Origin of the sequence: uncultured Williamsia sp. (assembly GCF_947494875.1) — a bacterium.
Lineage (GTDB): Bacteria > Actinomycetota > Actinomycetes > Mycobacteriales > Mycobacteriaceae > Williamsia_A.
In genome coordinates, this window is the sequence record NZ_CANLWM010000001.1 from 398,913 (window position 1) to 410,702 (window position 11,790).

General features: G+C 68.3%; 11 protein-coding genes. 3 read left to right on the plus strand and 8 right to left on the minus strand.

The annotated features are described in order from the left end of the window. Positions 1-8: 8 nt before the first annotated feature. The gene (gene dinB / locus Q1A98_RS02065) at positions 9-1,265 is read right to left on the minus strand and encodes a DNA polymerase IV (RefSeq protein ID WP_299569496.1); all 1,257 of its coding nucleotides are present in this window, start codon (positions 1,263-1,265) and stop codon (positions 9-11) included. Between the two features lie 81 nt (positions 1,266-1,346). Between dinB and Q1A98_RS02070 the strand changes: the two genes are divergently transcribed. The 3 genes from Q1A98_RS02070 to Q1A98_RS02080 all read left to right on the plus strand — a co-directional run bounded on the left by Q1A98_RS02070 (position 1,347) and on the right by Q1A98_RS02080 (position 4,790). Then, positions 1,347-2,162, plus strand: a complete 816-nt coding sequence (locus Q1A98_RS02070; protein WP_299569497.1) for an LLM class F420-dependent oxidoreductase — start codon at positions 1,347-1,349, stop codon at positions 2,160-2,162. Between the two features lie 55 nt (positions 2,163-2,217). Next, complete coding sequence (locus Q1A98_RS02075) at positions 2,218-2,613, plus strand: thiol-disulfide oxidoreductase DCC family protein (protein WP_299569499.1); 396 nt, start codon at positions 2,218-2,220, stop codon at positions 2,611-2,613. Positions 2,614-2,714: 101 nt separating this feature from the next. Beyond that, positions 2,715-4,790, plus strand: a complete 2,076-nt coding sequence (locus tag Q1A98_RS02080; RefSeq protein WP_299569501.1) for a PhoX family phosphatase — start codon at positions 2,715-2,717, stop codon at positions 4,788-4,790. A gap of 36 nt (positions 4,791-4,826) precedes the next feature. On the opposite strand, the gene Q1A98_RS02085 is transcribed toward Q1A98_RS02080, so the two are convergent. The 7 genes from Q1A98_RS02085 to Q1A98_RS02115 all read right to left on the minus strand — a co-directional run bounded on the left by Q1A98_RS02085 (position 4,827) and on the right by Q1A98_RS02115 (position 11,776). Further along, a complete protein-coding gene (locus tag Q1A98_RS02085) occupies positions 4,827-6,725 on the minus strand; it encodes a cutinase family protein (protein ID WP_299569503.1) in 1,899 nt (632 codons plus the stop codon). 150 nt (positions 6,726-6,875) lie between these two features. Then, entirely contained in the window at positions 6,876-7,259 is a 384-nt protein-coding gene (locus Q1A98_RS02090) for a hypothetical protein (protein ID WP_299569504.1), read from the minus strand. Between the two features lie 63 nt (positions 7,260-7,322). Then, a complete protein-coding gene (locus Q1A98_RS02095) occupies positions 7,323-7,637 on the minus strand; it encodes a hypothetical protein (RefSeq protein WP_299569505.1) in 315 nt (104 codons plus the stop codon). A 48-nt stretch (positions 7,638-7,685) separates the two neighbouring features. Continuing rightward, positions 7,686-8,705: a hemolysin family protein gene (locus tag Q1A98_RS02100; RefSeq protein WP_299569506.1), complete on the minus strand. Its 1,020-nt coding sequence runs from the start codon at positions 8,703-8,705 to the stop codon at positions 7,686-7,688. Continuing rightward, positions 8,702-10,057, minus strand: coding sequence for a hemolysin family protein (locus Q1A98_RS02105; protein ID WP_299569508.1), 1,356 nt, complete (start codon positions 10,055-10,057; stop codon positions 8,702-8,704). Before Q1A98_RS02105 ends, Q1A98_RS02100 begins: the two co-directional genes overlap by 4 nt. An 81-nt stretch (positions 10,058-10,138) precedes the next feature. Beyond that, positions 10,139-10,417: a YrhK family protein gene (locus Q1A98_RS02110; protein WP_299569510.1), complete on the minus strand. Its 279-nt coding sequence runs from the start codon at positions 10,415-10,417 to the stop codon at positions 10,139-10,141. A gap of 42 nt (positions 10,418-10,459) precedes the next feature. Further along, a complete protein-coding gene (locus Q1A98_RS02115) occupies positions 10,460-11,776 on the minus strand; it encodes a lipase family protein (RefSeq protein WP_299569511.1) in 1,317 nt (438 codons plus the stop codon). Between the last annotated feature and the right edge of the window lie 14 nt (positions 11,777-11,790).

Sequence of the window (11,790 nt, forward strand, 5' to 3'; positions counted from 1 at the left end):
ATGTCCAGTCAGTCCGGGAGCAGGGGTGTGTCGTCGGGGTCGGGCCGGCCGACCAGCGCACCTCGCGTCACCGACGTGGCGCCGAAACGGGAGCGGAGGTCGTCGAGCGTCGCGTCCAGCGCACCGGTGTCCATCGAGACGCGCCCACCGCTGACCGGGGCCGACGTCCCCTTCTCGTGCTCCCGGAACGGCAACGACAACTGGTACGGGTCGGCGTCGGCGAGGTTCGTCAGGGCCACGCCCACGAGGGTGCAGCCCTGCTCGTCGATGAGTGGCGCGGCGTCGAGGAGCAGTTTGCGGGCCGCGGACAGGATCAGATCCGTCGAGTCGGTGGCGTCGACGAAGGAGTGCGAGCGCGACGCCCGGGTGAAGTCGTCGAAGCGCAGGCGGAGCACGACGGTCCGGGTGACACGCTCGGCGCGACGTAACCGGCGGCCGAGCTTGTCGACGATCCCCATCACCGTCGCGTCGAGGTCGGCGAAAGCGTGCGGGCCGCGTCCCATGGCCCTCTGCGCCCCGATCGACCGGTGGCGACGTCCGGTGGTCACACGGCGGGGGTCGCGTGCCAGCGACAGCGCGTGCAGGTGCGCCGCCGCACCTCTGCCCACGATCGACGCGAGCCTCGCCTCCCCCGCGTCGGCGATGTCCCCGACGGTGTCGATGCCGTGCGACCGCAGTTTCGACGACGTCACCTTCCCCACACCCCACAGCCGCTCGATGGGCAACGGGTGCAGGAACGCCAGCTCGCCGTGGGCCGGGACCTCCAGCAGGCCATCGGGTTTGGCGACGGCACTGGCGACCTTCGCGAGGAACTTGGTGCGGGCGATGCCGACGGTGATGGGCAGCCCGACCTCGTCGGCCACGCGCCGGCGCAACGTGCGGCCGATCTCGACCGGGGATCCCCGGATGCGGCGTAGACCGGCGACGTCGAGGAACGCCTCGTCGACGGAGATGCCCTCCACGAGCGGAGTGGTGTCGTGGAAGATCGCGAACACCTGCCGGCTCGCCTCGGTGTAGGCCGCGAACCGGGGCGGGACGACGATCACGCTCGGGCAGAGGCGCCTGGCCGCGCTGCCGCCCATCGGGGTGGAGATGCCGAACGCCTTCGCCTCGTAGCTGGCCGCGAGCACCACACCCCCACCGACCACGACGGGCTTCCCGCGGAGCGCGGGGTCATCCCGCTGCTCGACGGAGGCGTAGAACGAGTCGAGATCGGCGTGGAGGATCGCCGGGCGTCCCGCCCCCTCGACGCCGTCGGTGGTCACCCACGTATGGTCCCACCGCCCACCGACAGTCCCCGTCAGACGGCTGTGGCCAAGACCCGTTCGCGCGGGTTAACTGTGACCATGGCGAAAGACGTGCGCATCGGTGTCCAGATCCAGCCCCAGCACGCTCCCGACTACGGCCTCATCCGTGACGCGGTCCGTCGCGCCGAGGACGCCGGTGTCGATGTCGCGTTCAACTGGGACCACTTCTATCCGCTCTACGGCGATCCCGACGGCGCGCACTTCGAGTGCTGGACGATGCTCGGCGCGTGGGCCGAGCAGACCTCACGCATCGAGATCGGTGCGCTGGTCACCTGCAACAGCTATCGCAACCCCGAGCTCCTCGCCGACATGGCCCGCACCGTCGACCACATCTCCGGCGGTCGCCTCATCCTCGGCATCGGGTCGGGCTGGTTCGAGAAGGACTACCACCAGTACGGCTACGAATTCGGCACCGCCGGTTCGCGTCTGAACGATCTCGGGGCAGCGCTGCCCCGCATCGTCGACCGGTGGGGGAAGTTGAACCCCGCGCCGACACGCAAGATCCCCGTGCTCATCGGCGGTGGCGGTGAGAAGAAGACCCTCCGCTACGTCGCCGAGTACGCCGACACGTGGCACTACTTCGTCGATCCCGACACCTACCGCCACAAGTCGTCGGTGCTCGAGGCGCACTGCGCGGACGTCGGTCGCGACCCGGGCGAGATCGAACACTCGGCGGGCGTCGAGTTCAACCCCCAGGACGCGGCGTCCGGCGATGCGTTGAAGGATCTCGTCGGGCGCGCCGAGCAGCTCCACGCCCAGGGCGTCACCTTCTTCACCGTCGGCGTCACCGGCCCCGAGTACGACCTCACCGGTGTCGAGGAACTCTGCCGCTGGCGCGATTCGCTGCGCGGCTGACCTCTCCCGTCGGCGCCCCGGTCGACCGCGTCGTCACGACGAGGACACTGGGGTCATGTCCGGAACCCTTTTCTTCGACGGCCACTGCGGTATGTGTACCCGGTCGCGCGATCTCCTCGAGCGGATGAACCGCACGGGAGACGTGCGACTCGAACCGTTGCAGAAGGCCGACACCACCGACCGGCTGTCCGCCGCTCTGGGTCGGCCACTCTCCCAGGACGAACTGATGGCGTCGATCTGGTGGCTCGACGACGACGGCAGCGTGTGCGCGGCAGCGGAGGCGGCTGCCGTCGCGGCGTCCGTGGCCACCGGCGTCCCGGTTCCCCGCTGGCTCTACCGATTCCCCGGTGCCGGGCCGCTCTCGGAAGCCGCGTATCGGTGGGTCGCCGACAACCGCGGACGGTTCCCGGGCACCACGCCGTACTGCGATCGCGAGCCGTCGTCCTGCTGACAGGGTTCTTTGCCATTCGTTTACCCAGGGCCGGGCTGAGCTTTACCTGTCGCACGTAGCGTTCGCGGGTCACCTCACCTCCCCCAGCCCTGGAGATCTGCGTGGTCCGCATCCCTCTGCCCCTGTCCACCGTCGGCGCACCCGGCTCGTCGTCGCGTGCACACGTCACCTGCCAGTACAAGTGCGGTGAGGCGTGCTGGAAGCAGCCCGGCAACTCCAGCGACAACGCCTACTTCGGCGACGTCGTCCGGTCGGTGGTGTCACGCCGATCGCTGCTGAAGGGGACGGCGACCGCCGCCGTGGGTGTGGGAGCGGTGTCGGTGCTCGCGGCATGTGGCGACGACGGTCGCGCGACGTCGACCCCGTCGACGCCATCGATCACCGGGACCGGGACGGGAACCGGCATGGACTTCACGCCGGTAGCCCCGAACACCCGCGACGCCGTCGTCATCCCCGATGGCTACGAGCAGTCGGTGGTGATCCGGTGGGGCGATCCCGTCGTCCCGGGCGCCCCGCGGTTCGACATGGCAGCCCAGACCCCCGAGGCCCAGGAGAAGCAGTTCGGCTTCAACAACGACTTCGCCGGACTCATCCCGATCGACGGCGAGGCCGACCGCTTCTACCTCGTGTGCAACCAGGAGTACACGACCGAGGAGTTCATGTTCACGGGCTACACGCCCAAGGAGCCCACGGAGAACCAGGCTCGCGTCTCGATGGCCGCCCACGGCATCACCGTCGTCGAGGTGAGGACCGAGTCCGGCACAGGCAAGCTGACACCGGTTGTCGGGGAACGCAATCGCCGCATCACCGCGTCGACACCGTTCACGCTCACCGGCCCGGCGGCAGGCAGCGAGTTCGTGCGGACATCGGCCGATCCCGCCGGCACCCGCATCCTCGGCACGATCGGCAACTGCTCCGGCGGCCTCACACCGTGGGGCACCATGCTGTCCGGCGAGGAGAACTTCCCCAACTACTTCAGCGGTGCGTCATCGGTCACCGACCCGACGACGAAGGAACGTCTCGACCGCTACAGCTTCGACGACGAGGCCGACTACCACCAGTGGGGCCGCTACGAGCAACGCTTCGACCTCGCACGGGACCCGAACGAGGCCAACCGGTTCGGGTACATCGTCGAGGTCGATCCGCACGACCCGGCGTCGACACCCATCAAGCACTCGGCGCTGGGCCGTACCAAGCACGAGTCGGCGACCATCCACGTCACCGACGACGGCACCGTCGTCGCGTACTCCGGGGACGACGAGCGCTTCGAGTACATCTACAAGTTCGTCTCGTCGCGAAAGGTCCAGTCGGGCACCGGAGGCGCCGCCATGCGCAGCAACCTGCGCATCCTCGACGAGGGCACGCTCTACGTGGCCGTGCTCACCGGGGACAGCCCGCAGCAGGTCGACGGATCCGGGAAGCTCCCGAGCGACGGGAAGTTCGCGGGCAGCGGACGCTGGGTGCCGCTGCTGACCGTGGACGAGTCGGGCACGGCCACGTCACGGATCGACGGGATGTCGCCCGCCGAGGTCGCCGTGTTCACCCGCGCCGCCGCCGACAAGGCGGGCGCGACGAAGATGGATCGCCCCGAGGACATCGAGCCGCACCCGAAGACCGGGAAGGTGTACTGCGCGTTGACCAACAACTCCAAGCGTGGCACCAGCGGCGAGGCCGTCGCCGACGAGGCGAACCCCCGCAACGAGAACAAGAACGGTCAGATCCTCGAGCTCACCGACGACCACGCCGGCACGGACTTCACCTGGGAGCTGCTCCTGGTGTGCGGCGACCCTGCCGCGGCCGACACCTACTACGGCGGGTTCGACAAAACGAAGGTCAGCCCGATCTCCTGCCCCGACAACGTCGCCTTCGACCCGCACGGCAACCTGTGGATCTCCACCGACGGCAACGCGTTGAAGAGCAACGACGGCCTGTTCGCCGTCGCCCTCGACGGTCCGAACCGTGGTGAGACGAAACAGTTCCTCACCGTCCCGAAGGGCGCGGAGACCTGCGGGCCGATCATCAGCTCGGAGCGGGTCCTGGTGTGCGTCCAGCACCCCGGGGAGACCGACGACGCCAGTGCCGACAACCCGTCGTCGAACTGGCCCGACGGTGGCACCAGCCAGCCGCGCCCGGCCGTCGTCGCGGTGTGGAAGAAGGACGGCTCGATCGGGGTGTGATGTCAGTAGTGTCTGGCGCTGATCGCGACGCGTGCACTACCTGTACAGCGACGACCGCGCGTTCACCACACGCTGACCCGCAGCACCCTGAAACACGGTGAACCAGACGGTCCCGTCAGGACCGATCGCCATTCGATCAATGTTCCCGAGCCTACTGGAATCGATGTCAGCGCCGGTCGATGCATCGTTCGCCAGGTACTTCAGACCATTCCCATCTCGATACAGCACCCCGCCATCGGGGGCGACCGAAAGTGGTCGGGAGATTCCCCACGCCAACGGACTGCCGTCTCTCGTCAGCAGTCCGCTTTCGTCCAGCGCGAACACCGAGCCATCTGGACCGGTCCTCAGTTCCACGATTCGCCGCTCCGAAAAATGGCCGCTCACATCGGACCATCCTTGGTCGGCGTCGCTCCACCGCATCACCCGGTAGGTCGGACTGCCACCGACCACGACTCCGGCCACGAGGACGTTCTTCTGCGCATCGATGGCCACGGAGTAGAGCCTTAGGCCGACATCCGGCAGCCGGGTCGCCGTCGTCGATCCTGGTTTCAGCCGTTCCACCGCAGTCGACAGCGAGTAGTTGCCGTCCTGTGTCTTCGTCGACTGCTCGGTCGCGACCACGACACCTCCCAGGGCGGAAACCGCGACTCTCCCGATACCGTCGGCCTTCTGGAAGAACGGGAAGTTCAGCTTCTTCTCGGAGGATGCGCCCCGCGCGAGTGAAGTGACCTGCCGCGGCTTGCAACACTTGACCACCGTGACCGCGCCACCCGCATCGACCGCCACGTCACCGCTCCCGTACGACCACGGCGCGATCTCAGCGATCGGTACGGCGTCTGATCCGTGAGCACGTAAGTCAACGCTCACCGTGTAGGTGCCCGTCTGTGATCTCCTCTCCGGACAAGCACTCCGCAGAGTGGCAGACAGATTCGCTCGGTATGCCGTCGGCGGTCGACCGTGGACCACACCGTCGCCCGACAATCCGAGCCACGTTGGCCATTTCCCCTTCTTTGCCCACGCCAACGAGCATCCGGGACCGATGGAAGCTCGGATCGAAGCGTTCAGGTCAACTCCGGAGGCGCCGCTGATGCGAAGACTCGACGGATCCACCTTCCCCACATAGGAGATCTTCAGGGACTTGACCGCCTTGTTGACCGAGGCATCGTCCTTGTAGCCATCGGAGTGGAGCTTCCCCCCTCCGTCCGCCAACATCTTGAGGACAGGAACGTTGTCGATCCCGCAAACGGGATCGCCCTTCTTACAGATACTGAAGACCCTTGACGCGTTCCACGGGGATGGCAGCGCGTCTTTCGAGGCGCCACTGAGCAGTGGGAACTCCAGGCTGATTCCATGGGCTGTCTTGGGCGAGTCCCCCACGAGCGCCACATTGTCTTTGCTGATCCGGTCGCCGTCGGCGACCAGGAGAGCGCCGGCGATTCTCGGGACGACGGATTCGAACTGTCCGTTGGTGAGTTCCCGCAAGACCCTGTGCATCACGATCGCGCCCTGCGAATAGCCACCGAGCACGATGTCCTGGCGCTGGCACCCCGGGTCATCAGCCCAGCGACGGAGCGTCTGCAATGCTCGCTCCACACCGATCTGGATACCGCCGAAGTAGCTGGCCGGGTCAGAGACGATGTCCGACACCGGTTTCGCTGGATACTCGACCGGCACGCCCGACACGGTCGACTGTGGCGTCTCGGATGAGAGCCTCGCTCCAACCTGTCGGAACGCAGAGAACACCTGGTCCCCCATTCCGAGCGAGCTGGGCTCGTAAGCCTGACCCGACCCACGAGCGCCGAGGAACAGGACGTCGCTTGCGCATTCCGGAGATCCCGGCGCCGCGTGGGCTGTCGCCAACCGAAGGCTCGAAACGATCAGGAGCGCCGCCAGGATGCACGAGAACCTGACCAATGTCTTGGGGAGTGTCGTCATTGTCTCACTTCTGCTGAGGCTCGCTCGACACGAGCAGCGTGCAAGACGTTTACGATAAGCAATTTGGAGTGCGTGAAGGGTAATCCGTGCAGACGATATCCACGGTCCTCGCGGTGTAAAAGAAGGACGGCTCGATCGGCGTGTGACTCCTCAGCGGCGGCGGGAGGGCCGATCGCTCGCGAGTGCGGCGAGCGCGGAGACCACGCCGCCGCCGTTGATGACGGCCCACGCGATGTTGCCCGGCTTGCCGCCCGACTGGACAGCCGCCACTGCGTGGTTCACGCCGAACAGGGTCGAGAGCACAGCGAGGCCACGCAGCTGCGCGCGGACGGGGTCGCTGTCGCCGGCGACGATGGCCCCGCCGGCCACCAGCGTGCCGAGGTTCCAGATCGCGATCTCGCGCTGCCATCCGGCGTTGCGTCCCCAGGCGGTGGTGTCGGCGAACTTGTCGGGGAACGCCCCCTGGACGACGAGAGCGACGCTGGTTCCCGCAAGCCAGGTGGCTGTCGCAGCTCGGACGGTGGGTCGGTACACGGTTCCTCCTCGGACACTGCTCCGGCGTCGAACGTTCACACAGTACAAAAGCCGCCGACCGCTCTAGAAGCAGAATTCGCCCGGGCTGGCGATCGTCCAGACGACCACTGCGGTGGCGAGCGCGATCACGACGAGACCGACGGTCACCGCGAGCCACGACCTGGTCCGCAGTGCGACCACCAGGAACGGGCTCGCCCAGACTGCCACCGTCAGAACCACCCACCACACGCCGTCGGGATCCGCCCGGTGTTCGCCTCCGTCGCAACTGGTGTCGGCCGCCACGAACGCCCCGACCGCAAGAGCCGGCAGCGCGAGTCCGGTCCATGCGGCGGTCGCCGCCAGGAGCGCCACGGCTCGCAGTGCCTGTCGTCCCGTCATGGACGCCAGGCTGCTCCGTCCGGGGATCCACCGAATCGGGAGAACTACTCAGACGCGGGCGTCAGTGGTGCCGCGCAGGATCCGATCGGCCACGTCGGTGACGGTGACGACACCGAGCGTGCGGTCGTCGTCGACGACCACGGCCAGGTGGGTCCGGTCGGATCGCATGGTCTGCAGGAGGTCGCCGAGATGCTCGTGCGGGGCGACGCGGACCACCGGACGCATCAGGCTGCGTGCAGTCGCATCGGGCGGGGCGGCCACCGCGTCGCGGGTGTGGACCATGCCCACCGGCATCCCGCCCGACCGTACGAGAAGTCGGAGGTGTCCGGATGCTGCTGCTGCCGAGCGGATCTGCGCGGTCGATGCATCGATGTCGACCTGGGCAGGGTCACGGTCCTGCTCGCCGAGGACATCGGCGACGGTCATCTGCTGCAGGTCCAGGGCGCTGAGCAGGCGACCGCGGTACTCCTCGTCGAGGGCGCCGGTCGTCCCGGAGTGTTCGACCAGGTGCCGGAGGGCCGCGGGGTCCTGGCCCTCCGAGGTCTCGTCGACGGGTTCGACACCGACGTGGTTCAGGAACCAGTTCGCGATCGCGTTGAGCGCCAGCAGCAGCGGCCGCGTGACGATGAGGAACGCCCTCATCGGCAGCGCCAACATGATCGCCGACTTCTCGGGGTGGGCGATCGCCCACGATTTGGGCGCCATCTCACCGACCACGAGGTGCAGGAAGGTGACGATGATCAGTGCGAGGACGAAGCCCGCCACGTCGGCCACCCACAAGGGTGCGCCCCAGCCCTCGATGAGCGGCGTCAGTGCGTAGTGCACAGCGGGTTTCGTGACCGCACCGAGCGCCAGGGTGCACACGGTGATGCCCAACTGCGCGCCGGCGAGGAGAACGGACAGGTCGGTCGCGCTGCGGACCGCGGCACGGGCCGACCGGCTGGTCGCGGCCTCCTCCGCCAGGCGGTGGGTCTTGGCGGCGATGAGCGCGAACTCGACGGCGACGAAGAACGCGCTGGCCGCGATCAGCAGGATGCTGACGGCGATGATCACCCAGGGATTGCTCATCGCCGGACCTCCGATTCCTCACGCACGTCGACGTCCACGACGGCCGGCACCCTCCGTCGCACCTCGCGCACGGTGAGCGCGAGGCGGTACCGCGGGTGGTCGTCGGTCCGCGCGGCCTCGGTGGGGTCGGGTTCGAGGTCGACCATCACGGTCTCGTCCGGACGCGGGAAGCGTTGCAGCGTCGCGAGGATCGCACCTGCCACCGTCTCGTGGTCACCCGCGGGCAACCGGTGGCCGATCAGTCGCTCGAGCTCGTCGACGGCGAGGTCACCCCGGACCGTCCACGACGACTCCGCCGACGACCGCAGCGCGGCCACGATCGCGTCGTGCTCGTCGGCGATGTCACCGAGCAACTCCTCGGCGATGTCCTCGCGGGTGAGGATGCCCGCGAAGCCGCCGTACTCGTCGATCACGGCGACCATCTGGACGCGACGGGTCTCCATCTCCTGCAGCACGTCCGGCAGCGGCAGCGACGTCGGGACGGCGATCACCGGCTTCGCGGCGTCGGCGGCCGTCCCGCGGACGTCGTCGTCGAGCAGGTCGTGCAGGGAGACGATGCCGCGCAGGTCGTCGTGGTCGGCCCCGAGGACCGGGTACCGGGTGTGTCCGGTGGCCATCTGCGCGCGGACCTTCGACACGGGCATGTCGGCCGCGACGACGTCGACCCGCGGACGCGGCACCATCGCGTGGTCGGCGGTGCGCGTCGGGAAGTCGAGGATGCGGTCGAGCAGGGTCGACGTGTCGTCGTCGATCTCACCGGTCGCCCGCGAGGCCGCCACGATGTGCGTCAGGTCGCGCGGGGTGGCGGAGTGTTCGACGTCGTGGACGGGCTCGATGCCCAATGCCTTCAGCAGCAGGTTCGACGACTGATCGAACAACCAGATCAACCACCCGAACAGCGAGAGGTAGATGTTCGTCGAGCGGGCGAGCCACCGCGCGACGGGTTCCGGGCGGGCGATGGCGAGGTTCTTCGGGAACAGCTCACCGAACACCATCTGCACACCGGTCGACACCACGACCGCGACCACGGTGCCGATGGTGACGCCGACCGCCGTACCGATACCGATCCCGCCGAGCAGTTCACCGACGCCCTGGCCGATCAACGGCTCGGCGACATAACCGACCAGCAGACCGGTGACGGTGATGCCGAGCTGCGCGCCCGAGAGCATGAACGACGTCCGGCGCGTGACGGTGAGCGCGCGGGCAGCCACACCGTCACCGGCGTCGGCCGCGGCGCCGAGACGCGATCGGTCGGCCGCCATGTAGGCGAACTCCTGCGCCACGAAGTAGCCGGTGAACGCGGTGATGACCACGACCACCAGCAGTCCGAAGAGGATCTCGAGCACGATCACGCGTGCATCATCCCAGGGTGAGGGGTGTCCATGACCTCACGACGAACAGCCGAGAGTAAAAGTTCCTTTACCCTCTGTCGGTCAGTAGTCCTCGTCGCTGTCGGCCGCCGCCACACCGCGGATCCGTGTCAGATGAACCCGTCGGCTGAGGCGGATGCCCGGACGGACCATGAGCTGAACACTTCCGACGAGGAAGAACCAGGTCGCGGCGTAGGTCGTCGACGCCCAGAAGAACAGGATGCTGCCGATCACGAACCAGACGGCGATGAGGATGTCGTTGACGATGCTCGCCACCTCCCACCGCTGCCGGACGATCAGCTCGTCGTGTCCGATGCGGATGGTGAGGTCTCTGTCGGTCATCGTCCGAGTGTGCTCGACGGCGCTGACGGTCCGGCGGCGGCATCAGCGACAGCGCGGCACCGGTACGCCCGAGAACCTGTCCTCGATCCATCTGGCCGCCCCGGGGATGTTGGTGATCTCCGGGAGCGCGTGCCCGACAGCGGTACCCGGCACCAGCGGCGGGAACGGGATCAGATCCAGCGTGACGGGGACACCGCGACCGCACCACGTCGAGGCCAACCCCCGCACGTTGCGGGTCGGGACGGCGTCGTCGTTGACGTTCGACGACAGCAGCACCGGGGACGTCGGTGTCAGCCGGCCGACGGTCTGTTCCTCGACGACACGGCGTCCGACCGGATCGTTCATCACCGCCGTGCCGAGGGAGCCGCCACTCGTCGTCCACTGCGACGACCGCTGGAACGAGTAGCCGAGGGTCTGCAGGACACACTGGTTCGCGGTGTCGCGCATCATCGCCCGACCGCTCGCGTTCAGCACACGCGCCAGGACCGGCGCGATCTCCGGATTCGTCCGGACGGCGCCGTTGAGGAAGTAGCCCACCGCGCCGATCAGCGTGCTGCCCTCGGCTCGGGCCAACGTGTCGGCGAGCTGCACCGGGGGTGCTCCGGAATACGTTCCGACAAGGCGCATCTCGGGGGCGTAGGACGGCTGCAGCTCGGCGGCCGCGGCCACTGCGTGACCGCCCTGGGAGTAGCCCCAGAAGGCGACAGGACTCGACGCGGTCAGCGACGTCCGCGGGAGACGCGCGGCTGCGCGCGCCGCGTCGATGACAGCGTGCGCGGAGTCCAGCCGGTTCGCATAGGGATGCGGTCCGGGCGTCCCGAGACCCAGGTAGTCGGTGAACACGACGGCCATCCCGCGCGAGAGCAGGTAGTCGACGGCCAGTTGCTCGTACGCGATGGACGCATCGATGGGCGGGCGGTACTGGACGAGGGACTGCAGGGCGATGGACGGGGCGCACTGTCGCCCCGCGCCGATCGTCCCGGAGGCGAGGGACACCAGCGGGCGCGGACCCCTTCCCCGCCACGGCGTGCTCGGTTCGAAGTAGGTGCCCGTCACCGCGACGGGGCGGTCGTGCTCGTCGAGGCTGCGGTACATGATCCGTCGCGCCGACCCGGGGAACCTGCGTTCACCGGTGGGCACCGAGAGCGGCACGACGAATGGCTGGTCGCGGATGACGTCGCCCGGCGCCGAGCCGGGCAGAACGGCGGGTGGGTCGTAGAACGAGCCCCATGGGCCGGCGGGAGCGGGGACACCGACCGGACTCGCGGACACATCGGCAGCCGACGAGAGCGTCGCCATCGTCGTCAGAGCCGTGGCCGCGCAGGCGATGCCGAGGAGGTGCCGGAATCGATGGCGCATGGATCGTCCCCTTC

Bases quoted from the DNA above. Each gene is read 5' to 3' on its own strand.
- Q1A98_RS02100 (WP_299569506.1), bottom strand. From the start codon at position 8,705: ATGAGCAATCCCTGGGTGATCATCGCCGTCAGCATCCTGCTGATCGCG.
- Q1A98_RS02110 (WP_299569510.1), bottom strand. From the start codon at position 10,417: ATGACCGACAGAGACCTCACCATCCGCATCGGACACGACGAGCTGATC.
- Q1A98_RS02115 (WP_299569511.1), bottom strand. From the start codon at position 11,776: ATGCGCCATCGATTCCGGCACCTCCTCGGCATCGCCTGCGCGGCCACG.
- Q1A98_RS02095 (WP_299569505.1), bottom strand. From the start codon at position 7,637: ATGACGGGACGACAGGCACTGCGAGCCGTGGCGCTCCTGGCGGCGACC.
- Q1A98_RS02070 (WP_299569497.1), top strand. From the start codon at position 1,347: ATGGCGAAAGACGTGCGCATCGGTGTCCAGATCCAGCCCCAGCACGCT.
- Q1A98_RS02075 (WP_299569499.1), top strand. From the start codon at position 2,218: ATGTCCGGAACCCTTTTCTTCGACGGCCACTGCGGTATGTGTACCCGG.
- Q1A98_RS02085 (WP_299569503.1), bottom strand. From the start codon at position 6,725: ATGACGACACTCCCCAAGACATTGGTCAGGTTCTCGTGCATCCTGGCG.